Origin of the sequence: Candidatus Enterococcus huntleyi (assembly GCF_009933175.1) — a bacterium.
In the GTDB taxonomy this organism is placed as follows: Bacteria; Bacillota; Bacilli; order Lactobacillales; family Enterococcaceae; genus Enterococcus_K; species Enterococcus_K huntleyi.
Window position 1 is genome coordinate 308,675 of sequence record NZ_MAEJ01000030.1, and the last position, 17,970, is coordinate 326,644.

Below are 17,970 nucleotides of genomic sequence, written 5' to 3' on the forward strand. Positions count from 1 at the left end.
GTAAAACGGTTGCAATATTTTATAGAATCTGCTATTCTAGTTTAGAAATGTAAATAGCATTTTCAGAAAATGGAATATAAAAATGAATAGGAGAATTTTCATGGAAAAACAAACAATTACAATTTATGATGTTGCGCGTGAAGCCAACGTTTCTATGGCCACTGTTTCTCGTGTTGTGAATGGCAATCCAAATGTAAAACCAGCCACTCGTAAAAAAGTGTTAGAAGTGATTGATCGCTTAGATTACCGTCCAAATGCCGTTGCCCGAGGCCTTGCAAGTAAGAAAACAACAACAGTTGGGGTTTTAATCCCGGATGTAAGTAATATGTTTTTTGCTTCACTTGCTCGTGGAATTGATGACGTTGCGACAATGTACAAATACAACATTATTTTAGCTAATTCTGATGGCAATGACCAAAAAGAGGTCAATGTTTTGAACAATTTATTAGCAAAACAGGTGGATGGTGTGATTTTCATGGGTCATCATATTACTGATGAAATCCGTGGTGAATTCTCTCGTTCTAAAACGCCTGTGGTCTTGGCAGGTTCAATCGATCCTGATGAGCAAGTAGGTAGTGTAAATATTGACTACGCTAGTGCAACCAAAGATGCTACAGATTTACTAGCAAAAAATGGCAACAAAAAAATTGCTTTTGTTAGTGGAGCATTAATTGATCCAATCAATGGTCAAAGCCGTGTGAAAGGATACAAAGAAGCACTTTCTGAAAATGGTTTATCTTACAACGAAGGACTTGTTTTTGAATCAGCTTATAACTTTAAAGACGGACTTGCCTTAACTGATCGTATCCGTAATAGTGGCGCAACTGCTGCTTACGTAACAGATGATGAATTAGCAATTGGTATCTTAGATGGCATGTTAGATGCTGGGGTAAAAGTGCCTGAAGAATTTGAAATCATCACAAGCAACAACTCATTATTAACAGATGTTGCGCGCCCACGCTTATCAAGCGTGACACAGCCTTTATACGATATCGGTGCTGTGGCAATGCGTCTTTTAACAAAAATGATGAACAAAGAAGAAGTCGAAGAAAAAACAATTATCTTACCTTACGGAATTGATAAAAAAGGCTCGACTAAATAAAAAGGCTGTAACAGAAGCTACTTCTGGAACACCGTTTATTCGAAAAAAGCTTGTCCACAGTGATGTAGACAAGCTTTTTTGCTTTTTCAAAATAGAGGAAGTGACGGTCAGTAAATAGTAATCATTTGAGTTTAGATAATATTAAAGAACATCAAAAGCAATATAATGACTAATCGGATAAACAAGAAAACGAATAAGAGCTATTTTCTGAAGTGTGTTCACCAGAAAATAGCTCTTAATTATAGGCAAACTTTTGCTGATAAACTCGTTCATTCCTTTAGAATAATCCAAGTAATGCTTCATGCTTGTCTGTCTTTTTGTTGAGTTCTTTTTTACCTCAAGCAACTTACTGCTTTAATCCTCTTTTTTATCTGCTGGTTTTTTCTCAGAGGAGTTGGTCTTTTCTTTGTCTTTTTTAGCTTTTTCGGCAGCGGCCTTATCTGCTGCTGCTTTTTTGGCAGCTTGTTCGGCTTTCTTCTGTTCTGCAGCTATTCGATCAAGATAAGCTTTCCAATAAGAAGAGTAGTTGGCATCTGTGCCACCAATCCCAAACTTGAAGGTGCTATCTGTTACGCCATCTTTCGCCCACAATGAAGTGACTTCTTTTCCTGGCGATTGCAGTTTGTAATTTTGATAGTCAACCGTTGCTGGTAGGGCACCTGTGAAGTCGGAAACTTTGACTTGTTTGACCTCTTTAGAAAGGTTGAAACGATCGTTAGTTCCGAAGACATCGCCATTTTTCTGATGGATCTTATTAATCACATACGCCATATAATTCGCTGAACGATCACCACTTCCATCATTCATTGGGATATTGGCCTCACCGTGTCCTGACCAATTACTAATCGTAACTTTGGGTGTCGAAAGTACCAGCCATGAGTCGGCGTAGTTATCGGTACTCCCCGTTTTTCCAACCCAATCAGCATTGGCTAAATTCCAATCCAGCCCACTAATGACTGATTTGAACGGTGAAGTAATCTGAGCATCAATCACACTTCTCATTAAATCATTCATAATGGAAGCTGTAGCAGGGGAGAAGACTTCTACTGGTTTTGCTTCGTGCTGGTAGACGACATTTCCTTCATTGTCCTTAATTGATTCAATCAGATAGCCTTCTTGATAGACACCGCCGTTGGCTAAGGTTTGGTACCCATTTGTTTGATCTAGTGTTGTAACATCCGTAGTTCCTAAAGGTGCTGCTTCCACGCCCCAGTCATGAGAGGCGGGGTAGTTCATTTTTTTCAAATAGTTATCGTAGGCAAATTGATCTGAGCCAGTTTCTTCGATTAACTTCTGATAAATATGATAGGCCGGAATATTATTTGACCATTCTAGCGATTCTCGAACCGTTTGAAAGGTTTTTGAGCCTTTATTTGTAGCATTAGCTAACTCTGTTCCGCCATCTTTATACTTCATTGGATAATCGGCAACTCGTGTCTCAGAACCCATCAATCCCTGATCAATCGCTGGACCGTAGACAAGCACTGGTTTGATAGAAGACCCTGCTTGTCGGACAGTATCAAAAGCATGATTATTCTGATCGGTATTGTAATCTCGACTACCGATAAAGCCTAAGACTTTACCACTTTTGTTCTCCATTAAGACACTTCCAGTCTCAATCCTTGAGCCAGAACCATCGTCGAGCATATAGCCGTAATCGTGCACAGCCTCTTGCATGGTAGCGTAAATATTTTTATCAATCGTTGATTGGACGGTATAACCGCCATTTTCTAATTCTTTTTTGGCACGATTTTTGTAGGCTGTGTAGGTGGCTTCCTCAGCAAAGTCTTCGTCGCTGATACCATCTTTTTTGGCATTTTTCTTTGCGATTGCATCTTGTGCTTCTTCAAGGACGGCATAGTAGAGAAATCCTTGGTCGTCAGCTTTGACTGCTTCTTTTTTCAAGAAATCTTTGGATAGGTCGTAGGCTTTCGCTTCTTCGTATTCTTTTTTAGAAAGAGCCTTTTCCCGATACATGCTGAACAGTACAAAATCTTTACGTTTGAGTCCCAGCGAATAATCTTCTTTTAAATCGCCCGTATTCGTATAGGGACTATAGACAATCGGACTTTGTGGCAATCCAGCGATAAACGCAGCTTGCGCTATATTCACATCTTTGGCATCAACGCCAAAAATTCCTCTGGCTGCTTCTTGGACACCCGCAATATTTTGACCTTTGTTGTTACGGCCAAAAGGGGAAACATTGAGATAGGTCGTCACGATTTCATCTTTTGAGAAATACTTTTCAATTTGCATAGATAAAATAATTTCATTGGCTTTACGTTTGAAAGTCGTCTCATCAGATAAAATTTGTTGCTTAACCAATTGCTGCGTTAGTGTTGACCCCCCTGAAGAGCCAATCCCAGTGGCTTCAGAGACTAATGCCCGAATGACCGCTTTTGGTACGAAGCCTTTATGCTCTTCGAAATATTCATCCTCGGTCGTGATGACGGCTTTTTTTATGAGATCCGAGATTTCTTCAGAACCTACGGCAGTTCGCATTAAATCTGAACGAATAGTCGCTATCTCACTGTTATCACTGTAAGTTAGTTTGGAGGTTTGAGTGATATTCCCTAAATCACGTTTCAACTCATCTCTCGTGGGCATCGTAGTATCCTCAACAAGATAGGCAAAATAGCCCGTTCCGATGCCTAGCGCAAGGGATCCTCCTAGTATCAGTAAAACAACGCCGACCGTTAGTAAGGACTGAATCACGCGGACAACAATATTTAGTCGAAATAACGTTTGGTGTTTTTTCGTGTCTTGATTGTGCCTTTCATTGTTTAATGGGGGCAATGAACTCACCTCGATTTTTTAATTTATACCGTATAATTATAGCAAATAAACATCCGTATGAATAGCTTAGTGGGAAAATGGGGGCAATAGCTGAAGAAAAACTTCATAATTAGGGGATATTTGCCCATGAATTTCTTTTATTTAGCCATTCTTTCGGGTAGAATTAGAGGATACGTCTAACAATCCTCATGTGAACTTCTTTGGACTTCCTTTTATCCTGTAGAGAAAAGGAAGCTGAATTTTTCTAAAAAGAGTGGTCAAAGAGGAGTGGCTTACCTGGCGAAATATTGATACATAGAAGTAGAGAGTCATGAACACGAAACAAAAAAAGGGATACGTCGCTACTTAGATAGTCTAGAAACAAAATTCTGGTTCTTAGACAGCGAGGGGAGACTGAATTCATTTTTTGTAAGAAAGAAGGAAAAAATTATCGAGACCATTATTTTCAATGCTTTAGGGCTGTTTTTTATCATTCTACTTGGTTATAGTTTAAAACGGCTGAACTTACTTTCCAAAGCTGACGGTGGCACCTTGTCCATCATCATCTTGTACCTCACGTTACCTGCAGCAATTATCGTTAACCTCGCTACCTTAAAAATTCAAGCGAACTTATTCTTTCTTTTATTAGCTGCCTTTGTTTTAAATTGCCTAATGATTTTTATCGGTGCGTTGTTTTCAAAAAATAAATCAATGAAGGAACGCGAATATTTTATGTATAGTGTTTCTGGCTATAATGTAGGAAATTTCACCTTGCCGTTTTTGCAAAGCTTTTTCCCTGCGGCCGTACCCCTATTGGCTATGTTTGATATGGGAAACAGTATTATGCTTGCCGGCGGAACGACTGTGGCTATCGACAAAATTGTCGGTGAGAAGGCGCCTGTATCAGCTTTTGGAATCGTTAAGAAACTCCTTAAGTCCGTGCCCTTTTCAGCGTATTTATTAATGTTGATTCTTCGTTCTGGAGAAATTGACTTGCCTCGTGCCTTAATCGACATGCTACAACTAATGGCGAATGCCAATACTTTTTTGTCGATGGTTATGGTGGGCTTGTACTTGGAATTAAAATTACCAAAGAAAAGCTACGCCTTAGTAAAAAGAGCACTCGGTGTGCGCTTCGGCTTTGGTTTGATCTTATTTGTTCTATTTTATCTGCTACCCCTACCACATACGGTTAAGATTGTTCTCTGTTTACTTTGTTTTGCACCTATCCCAACCTTCTCCGTCATTAACAGCGTGCAGGCGGGAATGGCACCAGAAGTCGTCGGTTTTACTTCTTCAATCAGTTTTATTATTGGACTTTTTGGCATGACACTGGCCTTAATTTTTATCGGTATTTAACAAATTCTTTGATTAATTTTGACACCGGTTCAGACAGATTTCTTTATAAATGAGCAAATATCTGTTACAAAGAAGAGAGTAAATAAAAAGGAGCTAAATTATGTTATTAGGATCTCACGTAAGTATGAGCGGTAAAAAAATGTTAGTCGGAGCAGCAGAAGAGGCGGCTAGCTATAAGGCAACGACCTTTATGATTTACACGGGAGCGCCACAAAATACCCGTAGAAAACCAGTCGAAGAAATGAATATTGATGCGGGTCAACAGTTTATGGCTGAACACAATCTTTCCAATATTGTTGTCCATGCGCCGTACATCATCAATTTAGGGAACACCATTAAACCAGAAAACTTTGGCTTTGCTACTCAATTTTTACGAGAAGAAATTATGCGGGCCCAAGCACTAGGCGCGACGCAAATTACCTTACATCCAGGTGCACATGTCGGTGCGGGTGTCGATGCTGGCTTGAAACAAATTATTAAAGGCTTAAATGAAGTCTTAACCAAGGAACAAACAGCCCAAATTGCCTTAGAAACCATGGCAGGAAAAGGGACGGAGCTTGGTCGGACCTTTGAAGAATTAGCAACAATTATTGACGGGGTTACCTTGAATGAAAAACTTTCTGTCACTTTTGATACCTGTCATACCAATGATGCTGGCTATAATATCCGCGAAGATTTCGATGGCGTACTAACGGAGTTTGATAAAATTATTGGCTTAGATCGTCTAAAAGTCTTACATGTCAATGATTCCAAAAATCCGCAGGGCTCACATAAGGATCGTCATGCTAATATCGGCTTTGGTACGATTGGGTTTGATGCGTTAAGCCAAGTCGTACACCATGAGAAATTAACTGAACTACCTAAAATTCTAGAAACACCGTATGTTGGACCAGATAAAAAAACAGCGAAGGCTCCTTATGGTTTTGAAATTGCTATGCTGAAATCAAAGGTTTTTGATCCCGATTTGCTGAATAAAATAGAAAATCAATAAGAATAGCGACGTATTTTCAAAAAAGTTTAACTATTTTGAAAATACGCCTTTTCTTTTGTCCGTTTATCTAGTAAAATAATTTCTTGAGAGCAATTTGAGACGAAAGGAGAGATTTACATGTCAGTAGGAATAGTTGTACTAATCGCGGTTATCGCTTTATTAGTAGGCGCTGTGGGTGGATTCTTCATCGCGCGTAAATATATGCAAGACTATCTTAAGAAAAATCCTCCCGTTAATGAGGAAATGTTACGATCAATGATGGCGTCAATGGGTCAAAAACCCTCTGAAAAGAAAGTACGTCAGATGATGCAACAAATGAAGAACCAAAAATAAGTAACAAAAAATCATTTGTTTGTAGACACATCATATTATTGAAAAAATTACGGGCTGAAATTTCTTTCAGCCTGTTTTTTGTTGTCTTATTTTAGGATAATTAGGGATTACTTATGGTAGGGACGAGTGATTTTCTCTCAAAATCACTCAAGAGAAGGAGGAAAGTATGTCGATATTTAGAAAGTTAGGTTGGTTTTTTAAGAAAGAAAAGAAACATTATATTTATGGCGTAAGTGCACTTATTTTAGTTGCTTTCGTACAATTAGCACCACCAAAAATTATTGGGATTATCATCGATGAGATCGCAGATAAAAATATCTCACTGAAAACAATGAGTTTCTGGATCATCATCCTTGTGTTGGCAGCCATTGGGCAATATGTTTTTCGCTACATATGGCGTACCCATATCTGGGGGAGTGCGGCTCGTTTAGAGAAAGATTTACGTCGACAACTCTTCGAGCATTTTACTCGAATGGATCATGTCTTTTATCAAAAATATCGGACAGGGGATTTGATGGCTCATGCTACCAATGACTTAAGTGCCATTCAAAATGTGGCGGGCGCGGGGATTTTAACCTTTGCCGACTCACTGATTACGGGGGGCGCAACGATTATCGCAATGATTATCTTTGTTGATTGGCGTTTGACGTTGATTGCGCTGATTCCACTGCCGCTACTGGCTTTAACTTCAAAAATTCTAGGCTCAAAACTACATGATGCTTTCCGTGAATCGCAAGAAGCTTTTTCAGCAATTAATGATAAAGCACAAGAAAGTATCACCGGTATGAAGGTCATTAAAACTTTTGGTCAAGAAAAAGAAGATATCGCTGACTTTGCCGAAAAAGCAGATGATGCGATTATCAAAAATCGACGTGTGAACTTTTTGGATGCCTTATTCGATCCATTTATCACGTTAATTATTGGGATCTCTTATGTCCTAACGATTATCGTCGGAGGAAATTATATTATGAAAGGGCAAATCTCGATTGGACAGCTGGTTTCATTCATCAGCTATATCGGGATGCTCGTTTGGCCGATGTTCGCCATTGGCCGTTTGTTCAACGTCTTGGAACGTGGGAATGCTAGTTACGATCGGGTCAATGAATTGCTTCATGAGAAAACGCATATTGTTGAACGATTAGATGCAATCAAAGCACCTGCTAAAGGCACACTTGAGATGAATTTGGTGGAATTTACTTATCCAGAAGATGAACATCCGGCGCTTTCAGAGATTCAATTTTCAATTAATGAAGGGGATACTCTGGGAATTGTCGGCAAAACTGGTGCCGGAAAAACGACGATTCTGAAGCTGTTGATGCGTGAATATGATAGCTATACTGGGAAATTAACTTTTGGTGGACATGATATTAAAGACTATTCTTTGGACGCATTGATGAAGTCGATTGGTTATGTTCCACAGGATCATTTCTTATTTTCAATGACGATTAGAGACAACATTCGCTTCGCTAGTCCTGATTTCACCCAAGAAGAAGTTGAACGAGCAGCGACCATGGCTTATATCGGTGAGGATATTTTAGGCTTACCAGAGGGCTATGACACAATGGTGGGCGAACGTGGGGTCTCTCTCTCAGGTGGCCAAAAACAACGGCTATCGATTGCCCGCGCATTGATTGTTAATCCAGAATTGCTCATTTTAGATGATGCCTTATCAGCCGTCGATGCTAAAACCGAAGAAGCCATTCTGCGAAATTTAAAAGCCGCTCGTAAAGAAAAAACGACGATTATTTCGGCGCATCGCTTAAGTAGTGTCATGCATGCCAAAGAAATTATCGTGATTGATGAAGGAAAAATAGTTGAACGCGGCACACACCAAAGTTTATTAGCCAAAGGTGGCTGGTATAAACGGATGTGGGACAAGCAACAACTAGAAGCAAAAATTGAAGGGAGTGAGGCCTAATGGAAGAATACAAATCAGAATGGACGAAGTCGATTCCGTTAAAAGAGCAAAAAAACATCATTCAACGACTGATGAAATTTGCTAAACCGTTTCGCACAACCTTTATCGTTTCCATCTTGTTTGCCTTTGTTCTCTCAATAATTAATGTATTATTACCGAGAATTATTCAGACATTTATGGACGATTATTTATCCACACAAACTGCCACGACACAAGTCATTTTATACTTTGCCGGATTGTATTTATTAGGGGTTATTTTAAAGAGTATCATTTGGTTCTTCCAATGGTTTCTCTATTCGATGGCCTCACTCAAAACGTATCAGCACATCCGTGTGAAGCTCTTTGAAAAGCTGCATACACTGGGGATGCGTTACTTTGACCAAACACCAGCTGGTTCAATCGTTTCACGGGTCTCAAATGATACGGAAACACTTTTTGACTTTTGGTATGTCTTTTTAATGGTCTTAACGGGACTCTTTGCAGTCGTTTCATCCTTTATCGCCATGTTTCAAATCAATACCAAAATTGCTTTGTGGAATCTGATTTTCTTACCTATCTTAGGTGTCGTGATTTGGTATTATCAAAAATTTAGCTCACGTATCTATCGAAATATGCGAGAAAAATTGAGTCAGCTAAATACTAAGCTGAATGAATCAATTTCGGGCATGCAAATTATCCAACAATTCCGCCAAGAGAAGCGTTTAGAAGGTGAATTTGAAGCAATTAACAACGACTATATCGAAACGCGTTATTCGATGATCAAAACCAATTCGATTTTACTGAGTCCCATCATCAGCTTTTTATACGCGATTGCGGTGGCAATGTCACTTAGTTTGTTCGGCTTTGATGCCTTACATTCGCCAATCGAAGTCGGCTTAATCTATGCCTTTACGACTTATGTTCAAGGCTTCTTTAATCCAATGTCACAAATGATGGATTTCTTAAGCGTCTTTACTGATGGAATTGTGGCCGGTAGCCGGATCCTTAAAATTATGGATACCGAAGAATATACGCCGCAACAAAATGAGGGCGCTGCGAGTGAAATTATTGAAGGAAAGATTGAATTTCGTAATGTTAGCTTCTCTTATGATGGGAAAAATAATGTCTTAAACAATATTTCTTTCATCGCAAATCCTGGGGAAACCGTCGCTTTAGTCGGTCATACAGGGAGTGGGAAAAGCTCGATTATTAATGTTCTGATGCGTTTCTATGAATTCTATGAAGGACAGATTCTGATAGATGACATCGATATTCGTGACTTTTCAATAGAAGAATTACGCCGCAAGATGGGGCTAGTCTTACAAGATGCCTTTATGTTTTACGGCGATATCGCTGGCAATATCCGCATGCTGAATCCAGACATTACGGATCATCAAATCAGAGAAGCCGCCAAATTTGTTCAAGCCGATAAATTTATCGAGACATTGCCGAATGATTACCATGCAAAAGTGATTGAGCGTGGTGCTAGCTACTCAAGTGGGCAACGTCAATTGATTTCATTTGCACGAACGATTGTGACCAATCCAAAAGTTTTGGTCTTAGATGAAGCAACAGCCAATATCGATACTGAAACGGAAGGCTTAATCCAAGAAGGGTTAGCCAACATGCGCCAAGGACGGACGACGATTGCCATCGCCCACAGACTTTCAACAATTCGCGATGCCAATCTAATTTTGGTTCTCGACAAAGGACACATCGTCGAACGTGGTTCACACGATGAGTTACTCGTCGAAGACGGTCTGTACGCAGATATGTATAAACTGCAAAACAGTGAAGTATAAGCGATTCGAATGAATAATAAATCTAAATGATAAATCAAAGTGGGATGGACAACAAGTCATCCTGCTTTTTTTGTATTTAAAGACTAAAACTCCTATCCTACGAAGATTCTTAACACTCGCGATAGTTGTACTCCCTTTAATGAGAACAAATGACAGGGCGTTTACAGAGACCGTCAATTCAACATTTTTCCGAATAAAAAATATCTAATAAAAAACTAGGTGAATTTTAATTATTTTCCTTGCAAGAAAGCGTTGACATCTTTGCTTGTTTTGTTTATGATGGGTCTGTACCCAATATATTGGATGGTGATTGCTTAGGCAAGCCAAACCTAATTAGTTCATTCTTGGTAGCAGTCTACCCATTATGAAGTGATTAGGTTTTTCTTTTTTTTCAGATCCTAGATAAATTTTTGGAGGGAAAAAGATGGTAATTGAAAAAATATTAAACAACAATGTGGTTGTTACAAAGGACGAAAATCAAGCCGAAATTGTCGTGATGGGTAAAGGGTTGGCGTTTAACAAAAAGCCTGGCGATTTCATTTTAAAAGAAAAAATCGACAAAATTTTTAAGCTATCCGACCATGGGATGTCGCAAAAATTTCAAGAACTAGCGCATGATATTCCACTTGAGTATCTGACTATTGCCTTTCAGATTATCGATTATGCCAAAGAGAAATTAAATAAATCCTTGAATGAATCCATCTATCTTTCACTCACCGATCACTTATATACCGCGATTGAACGCACCAAAAATAACATTCAAATGCCTAATGTCCTCTTATGGGATATCAAACGTTTGTTTCCAGAGGAATTTGAAATAGGTAAACGTACGGTAGAAAAAATTAAAGAAGGCTACGGTGTTCAACTTTCAGAAGATGAAGCCGGTTTCATCGCCTTGCATATCGTTAATGCTCAGACGGAAAATCCAGCGATGGATGACATGTATGCTTTCACAAAAACCTTACAAGATATTATTAATATTGTTCGCTATTATTATAAAATTGATATCAACGAAGAATCCGTTTATTTTTATCGTTTTACTACACATTTACGCTTTTTCCTTTCACGAGTGGTAAATAATACCCATCATGAGGGCGAGGTTGAAGAGGAGCTACTCTCGATTGTGCAAAAGAAATATGGCACTGCAGTGACCTGTGTCGAGAAAATTCAGAGTTACTTAACTGAATCATTTGACTATCATATGTCGAGTGACGAAAAAATGTACTTAGCGATTCATATTGCGCGTTTAGCAGATAAGAATCGGTAAAATAAATACTATAATATAGAAGGAGGATAGTGGTTTTTAAATGTTTTACAGTTTTTTGCGATATCAGAAATGATGTGGCTTTTGGATAGTGACATTAAGTTGGCTAAACCTTCAATCAAATAAAATTGGAGGAAACAAAAATGGGAAAATACAATGAATTAGCAAAAAAAATTGTTGAAAATGTCGGTGGCGAAGGCAATATTAACAGCCTGACGCACTGTATCACGCGATTACGTTTTAAATTGAAGGATGAAAGTAAAGCAAATGATGACATCTTAAAAAATATGGACGGCGTTGTGACAGTCATGAAGAGTGGCGGTCAATACCAAGTGGTAATTGGGAACCATGTGCCTGATGTTTATGCCGATGTGATCGAGGTTGCTCATCTTTCAGGAGAATCAGAAGAAGCGCCGTCAGATGGCAACATTTTTAATCGTCTGATTGATATTCTGAGTGGTTGTTTCCAACCGTTCTTGGGCGCTCTAGCTGCTGCCGGAATGGTTAAAGGGGTAAATGCACTCTTTGTCTTTCTAAAACTTTATACAGATACTTCAGGAAACTACACGATGTTAAACGGCATCGGTGATGCAATTTTTTATTTCATGCCCGTTATTTTAGGTTATACAGCTGCTAAAAAATTCCGCTTAAATCCAATGGTGGGAATCGTTATCGGGGCTGCGCTTTGTTATCCAAGTGTTCAAGGTGGCGCACTTCAAGCGGCTTATGAAGCAGGTGCCGGTGCCGGCGCTGCCGCACCATTTAGTTTACTTGGCTTACCTGCCTACGAAACGTTCTTAGGAATTCCTTGGGTAGGAGCAAGCTATACAAGTAGTGTCGTACCAATCATCTTTATTGTTGCTTTTGCCGCTCAAATCCAAAAAATAGCGAAAAAAGTCATTCCGGCTGTTGTTCAAACATTCTTAGTGCCATTTTTCGTCTTATTAATTGCTTTACCTATCGGCTTCTTAATTATTGGTCCAATCATTAGCATGTTGACTGATTTACTAAGCTCAGGCTTTAGCGCATTGATGAACTTCTCACCAGCCTTATACGGAATCATTCTAGGGTTCTTCTGGCAAGTCTTAGTTATTTTTGGACTTCACTGGAGTGTTATTCCATTGGCAATCATGCAATTAACACAAGATGGAGCAAGCCAAGTATTAGTCGCTTCATTTGGTGCTAGCTTCGCGCAAACAGCAGTCGTTATTGCAATGTACTTCAAACTGAAAGATAAAAAATTAAAAGCACTATGTCCACCAGCAATTATCTCAGGGATCTTCGGTGTAACTGAACCGGCGATTTACGGGATTACTTTACCGAAGAAAAAACCATTCATTTTCTCAATGATTGGAGCTGCTGCTGCTGGATTCTACATGATGTCAAGTGGTGTTATTTCATACGTAATGGGTGGCCTAGGTATTTTCGGTGTGGTAAACTTCATCGACAAAGCAGGCGATGCAAGTGGTATGATGAAATCATTTATCGGGATTGCGATTGCCGGTCTAATTGGTTTCCTACTGACATTCTTCTTCTGGAAAGATGATGCAGTCGAAGAAGAAGTGAAAGCTGTCTCTGATTCAAAAATTAGCGTCAATAAAGAAATCGTTGCAACACCTATTCAAGGAACAATTGCGCCATTAGCTACATCAAAAGATGCTGCCTTTGCTCAAGGTGCATTAGGTAAAGGCGTCTTGATTCACCCAACAAAAGGCGAAGTTGTTGCCCCGTTTGATGGCACAGTTATGACGCTTTTCCCAACTAAACATGCGATTGGTTTAATCTCTGACAATGGACTTGAGTTATTAATTCATATCGGTTTAGACACGGTTCAATTGGATGGCAAATATTTTGAAGCCTTTGTACAACAAAATGACACGGTGAAAAAAGGCCAAGTCCTAGTTCGCTTTGATATTGATGCCATACAAAAAGCTGGCTACAACGTTGAAACACCGATTATTGTCACAAATGCAGGAGATTATCTGGATATTCTAGAATCACAAAATAAAACAATTGGTGCTGGGGAAGAATTAATCACGGCACTTGTGTAAGCACATATTCACTATAATTATCTAGCAGGGCTAGACTAAGTTTAGCTGCAACACTATGCTTAGCAAAATAGCTGTTCGCACCCTTGTGAACAAAAAAATATCCCTTCAGCGTGTCAATATGCTGAAGGGTTTAACTTTCATGCGTGGTTGCTTAATTGGGAATCCATGAATCTAAGGCATGCAGCACTTCTTGGGGATTGCCTTCACGAATAATTTCTGAAGAAGAGCGCCGATTATCGACTTTCTGAGAAACCTCAAAAATATGATTGAAATTTTTTCGATAATGTTCGCCAAAGACACAGCTATACAAGACATCTAGCAGATAGCAAATGGATGTATTGATGGTGAAGCTACCGATTTTTGAGTAGAGCCGTTCGCGCGTAGTCATTCGTAACGCACAATTGCTTTTTTCTGCTAATTGATTAGTTCCGATACTAGTCAGTGCGATGACTGGAATATTTTTTTCTTTCAGCGCAGCTAGAATCTCTAAGAGATAATTATTCTCGCCAGTATAGCTAATCAGAATCGCACAGCTCGTTTCTGGCAAATTACACGCTTCGTACAGGCCTTCACCTGAGGTAGTACTGACGGAAACAGATTTTCCAAGTCGACCCATCTTCAAAGCAAAATCTTGAGAAATCAAGGTATTGGCATTACTACCGAAGACTTTAATCGTCTCAGCACGCAATAGATATTGTTTGGCTTTTTGTAATTCATCATGATGTAAAAGGGATAAGGTATCGTCGATGGTCATTTTTTGTAATGTACCAATTTTTGAGGCAATCGACATCACGCCATCACTTTGATCGAAAGGGAAATTGGCATCGATGGTTGAGAAATGACTCGTCAAATAAGTGATTTCTTCGATGTAGGCTTCCTTCAATTCCTTCCAACCAGAATAACCCATTTTCTTGGCAATTCTGATGAGCGTGGAAGGATGGGTGTAAACTTCGCCAGCAATATCTTTAATCGTCAAATCCTGCAGGCCTTCTGTATGCGCTAGTAAATAATCGATCACTTGTTGTTCAGAGCTAGAGAAGCTCGTTTTTTGCATTCTTTCTTGAATTAACATCTCAGACCTCCTCGTTTACACGAATTATACTGTTTTTGTAAATGAAAAGAAAGAGAGTTTCTGAAAAAATGTGCATGAAATAAGATTGTTCTGTTATTTTGTAAATGAAATTTACAAAATATAGCGAAATAATACGTAATTTTTGCGAATCAATCTGTAATTTTTCTTTTTCGCCTTGTAAAATACGTTTACAAGTTAGAAAATGAAGTTGTAAATAAAAACAAATAAAGAGATGGAGTGACCAAACGATGGGATTTAGAAAAGACTTTTTATGGGGCGGCGCAACAGCAGCCAATCAATGTGAAGGTGGCTATAATGAAGACGGTAGAGGATTAGCAAACGTTGACTTAGCACCAGTTGGACCAGACCGTTTCCCTGTAATTACCGGCGAAAAGAAAATGTTCGAATTTGATGATGACCATTTCTACCCAGCAAAAGAAGCGATTGATATGTATCACCACTACAAAGAAGACATTGCTTTATTCGGCGAAATGGGCTTTAAAACTTATCGCTTATCGATTGCTTGGAGCCGTATTTTCCCATTAGGTGACGAAACAGAGCCAAATGAAGAAGGCCTAAAATTCTACGAAGACTTATTCAAAGAATGTCACAAACATGGTATTGAACCATTAGTTACAATCACTCATTTTGACTGTCCAATGCATTTAGTTGAGAAATATGGCGCATGGCGTAGTCGTGAAATGATCGGTTTCTATGAAAATCTATGTAACGCTATCTTTACTCGTTACAAAGGCTTAGTTAAATATTGGTTAACCTTTAACGAAATTAACATGATTTTACATGCACCGTTTATGGGCGCTGGTTTATATTTTGAAGAAGGCGATAACAAAGAGCAAATCAAATATCAAGCGGCTCACCATGAATTAATGGCAAGTGCTTTAGCAACAAAAATTGCCCATGAAGTAGATCCTGAAAACCAAGTTGGTTGTATGTTAGCAGCTGGTTCAAACTACGCGTACACATGTAAACCAGAAGATGTTTTTGCTGCGCGCAAAGCTGACCGTGAAAACTTCTTCTTCATCGATGTGCAATCTCGTGGCGAATACCCAGCCTACGCTTTGAAAGAAATGGAAAGAAACGGCATTGAAGTGGCGATGGAAGAAGGCGACTTAGAGTTCCTTAAAGAGCACACAGTTGATTTCATCTCATTCTCTTACTACTCATCTCGAGTGGCAACAACTGATCCAAAAATCTTAGAAAAAACAGCTGGAAATATCTTCTCATCTGTTAAAAATCCTTATTTGGAAGCTAGCGAATGGGGTTGGCAAATTGACCCACTAGGACTACGTATCACGATGAACGACTTATACGATCGTTACCAAAAACCATTATTCATCGTTGAAAACGGACTAGGGGCTGTCGATGTGCCTGATGAAAATGGCTATGTTGCGGATGATTACCGTATTAGTTATCTTGCAGAACACATCCAAGCAATGCGCGATGCTGTTGACGAAGATGGCGTTGATTTACTTGGTTACACAACGTGGGGCTGTATTGACTTAGTCTCTGCAGGAACTGGCGAAATGAAAAAACGTTACGGCTTTATCTATGTTGACCGCGACAATGACGGCAACGGAACACTAAAACGTACGAAGAAAAAATCATTTGACTGGTACAAACAAGTTATTGCTTCAAATGGTGAAAACTTAGAAAACAACTAAAAATTCTTCAGTTATACACTTATATACTTGGCAAACAGGTATATGAGTGAATCGAAAAGTGAGACGGGGCTATGGCCTCGGCTCTTCTTTTCAATTCAACGAATCAAAAAAATCTTTATCCAAGAGAGGACAAAATTAAATGGGCTTTAAAACAGATTTCTTATGGGGTGGCGCAACGGCTGCCAATCAATATGAAGGCGGTTACCTATCAGGCGGGAAAGGACTAAGCACGTTGGATGCAATTACTGGCGGCAGTCATGAGTCACCTCGAATGATTACTTACAAAACCAAAGAAGGCAAGATCGAGCGCGTTACGAGAGAACAGGCTTTACCTGAAGGCGCGGTTGGTTACATTGATGAAGATACTTACTATCCAAGTCATGTTGCGACTGATTTCTATCATCATTACAAAGAGGATATCGCGCTATTTGCTGAGATGGGCTTTAAATGTTTCCGTATGTCTATTTCATGGGCGCGCATTTGTCCTAAAGGTACGATGGAAATCAATGAAGAAGGCTTAGATTTCTACGATCGTGTCTTTGATGAATTGATTGCCCACAACATTGAACCGGTTGTTACAATCAACCATTTTGATATTCCAATGTATTTAGCAGATGAACATGATGGCTGGTCAGACCGCCAAACGATCGATAATTTTATTTTCTTCTGCGAAACAATCTTTAAACGTTACAAAGATAAAGTGAAATACTGGATGACCTTCAATGAAATTAACTTTTTACGTAGCTGGACGCAGATTGGGATTCACAACAATGACACGCAAACAAAATACCAAGCAGCACATCATTTGTTTGTAGCGAGTGCCAAAGCAGTCTTACTAGGGAAAAAAATTAATCCCGACTTCCAAATCGGTATGATGGTGGCTTACATTCCAAGTTATCCACTTTCTTGTCGCCCAGAAGATGTCTTAGCCGCTTTACAATTTAACCGTGAGCAAGAATTTTACATTGATGTGCAAGTCAAAGGCTATTATCCAGCGCATAAAGTGAAACAATTTGAGCGTGAAGGCGTTGTAATCAAGAAAGAAGCTGGCGACGATGAATTAATCGCTAAAGGAACCGTTGATTATATTGGTTTCAGCTACTATATGTCGACTGTTTCTACAGCAAATCCTGATAAAGTGAAATATGTCGGTGGGAATCAAATGCCAGCTGTTAAAAATCCTTATTTGGAAGAATCTGAATGGGGTTGGGGCGTTGATCCGACTGGCTTGCGCATCGCTTTAAGTTCATTATATGACCGCTACAACGTGCCATTATTTATTGTTGAAAATGGTTTTGGTGCGGTTGATACCATCGAAGCAGACGGCTCAATTCAAGATGATTACCGCATCGATTACTTCCAAAAACACGTGGCTGCGATGCATGATGCAGTGACACTTGATGGGGTTGATTTGATTGGCTACACAACGTGGGGCTGTATTGATTTAGTCTCTGCCGGCACTGGCGAAATGAAGAAACGCTATGGCTTCATCTATGTTGATATGGATGACAAAGGAAATGGCACGTTGAAACGGACGAAGAAAAAATCCTTTGATTGGTACAAACAAGTCATTGCTTCAAACGGTGAAGAATTAGCGAATTAAAAAAAGGCTGTGGCAGAAGCTACTTCTGGAACACCGTTC

12 protein-coding genes are annotated in these 17,970 nt (G+C 39.3%); 10 read left to right on the top strand and 2 right to left on the bottom strand.

The genetic code is table 11. The annotated features are described in order from the left end of the window. Positions 1-100: 100 nt before the first annotated feature. Complete coding sequence (gene ccpA / locus BAU15_RS14055) at positions 101-1,102, top strand: catabolite control protein A (protein WP_161843361.1); 1,002 nt, start codon at positions 101-103, stop codon at positions 1,100-1,102. Between the two features lie 354 nt (positions 1,103-1,456). On the opposite strand, the gene BAU15_RS14060 is transcribed toward ccpA, so the two are convergent. Next, positions 1,457-3,913, bottom strand: a complete 2,457-nt coding sequence (locus BAU15_RS14060) for a transglycosylase domain-containing protein (RefSeq protein ID WP_420022133.1) — start codon at positions 3,911-3,913, stop codon at positions 1,457-1,459. A 414-nt stretch (positions 3,914-4,327) separates the two neighbouring features. Between BAU15_RS14060 and BAU15_RS14065 the strand changes: the two genes are divergently transcribed. The 7 genes from BAU15_RS14065 (at position 4,328) to BAU15_RS14095 (ending at position 13,574) form a co-directional block, all read left to right on the top strand. Then, on the top strand, positions 4,328-5,236 hold the full coding sequence (locus BAU15_RS14065) for an AEC family transporter (protein ID WP_161843420.1): 909 nt from the start codon (positions 4,328-4,330) through the stop codon (positions 5,234-5,236). Between the two features lie 100 nt (positions 5,237-5,336). Further along, positions 5,337-6,227 carry a deoxyribonuclease IV gene (locus BAU15_RS14070; RefSeq protein WP_161843362.1) on the top strand — a complete coding sequence of 297 codons (891 nt, stop codon included), beginning with the start codon at positions 5,337-5,339 and terminating at the stop codon, positions 6,225-6,227. A gap of 117 nt (positions 6,228-6,344) precedes the next feature. Then, positions 6,345-6,560 (top strand): YneF family protein, encoded by a 216-nt coding sequence (locus BAU15_RS14075; protein ID WP_161843363.1) that lies wholly within the window; start codon positions 6,345-6,347, stop codon positions 6,558-6,560. A gap of 166 nt (positions 6,561-6,726) precedes the next feature. After that, positions 6,727-8,478 (top strand): ABC transporter ATP-binding protein, encoded by a 1,752-nt coding sequence (locus BAU15_RS14080; RefSeq protein ID WP_161843364.1) that lies wholly within the window; start codon positions 6,727-6,729, stop codon positions 8,476-8,478. Beyond that, positions 8,478-10,259, top strand: a complete 1,782-nt coding sequence (locus BAU15_RS14085) for an ABC transporter ATP-binding protein (RefSeq protein ID WP_161843365.1) — start codon at positions 8,478-8,480, stop codon at positions 10,257-10,259. The genes BAU15_RS14080 and BAU15_RS14085 overlap by 1 nt, the downstream gene beginning before the upstream one ends. A 424-nt stretch (positions 10,260-10,683) precedes the next feature. After that, positions 10,684-11,526 carry a BglG family transcription antiterminator LicT gene (licT, locus tag BAU15_RS14090; RefSeq protein WP_161843366.1) on the top strand — a complete coding sequence of 281 codons (843 nt, stop codon included), beginning with the start codon at positions 10,684-10,686 and terminating at the stop codon, positions 11,524-11,526. 140 nt (positions 11,527-11,666) lie between these two features. Then, entirely contained in the window at positions 11,667-13,574 is a 1,908-nt protein-coding gene (locus tag BAU15_RS14095; protein ID WP_161843367.1) for a beta-glucoside-specific PTS transporter subunit IIABC, read from the top strand. A 151-nt stretch (positions 13,575-13,725) separates the two neighbouring features. Here BAU15_RS14095 and BAU15_RS14100 read toward each other — a convergent pair whose 3' ends face one another. Beyond that, positions 13,726-14,646 (bottom strand): MurR/RpiR family transcriptional regulator, encoded by a 921-nt coding sequence (locus BAU15_RS14100; protein WP_161843368.1) that lies wholly within the window; start codon positions 14,644-14,646, stop codon positions 13,726-13,728. A gap of 248 nt (positions 14,647-14,894) precedes the next feature. Here BAU15_RS14100 and BAU15_RS14105 point away from each other — a divergent pair, with 248 nt between their 5' ends. Together BAU15_RS14105 and BAU15_RS14110 are read left to right on the top strand one after the other, a co-directional pair. Then, complete coding sequence (locus tag BAU15_RS14105) at positions 14,895-16,328, top strand: 6-phospho-beta-glucosidase (protein ID WP_161843369.1); 1,434 nt, start codon at positions 14,895-14,897, stop codon at positions 16,326-16,328. Positions 16,329-16,467: 139 nt separating this feature from the next. Then, on the top strand, positions 16,468-17,931 hold the full coding sequence (locus BAU15_RS14110; protein WP_161843370.1) for a glycoside hydrolase family 1 protein: 1,464 nt from the start codon (positions 16,468-16,470) through the stop codon (positions 17,929-17,931). Positions 17,932-17,970: the final 39 nt, after the last annotated feature.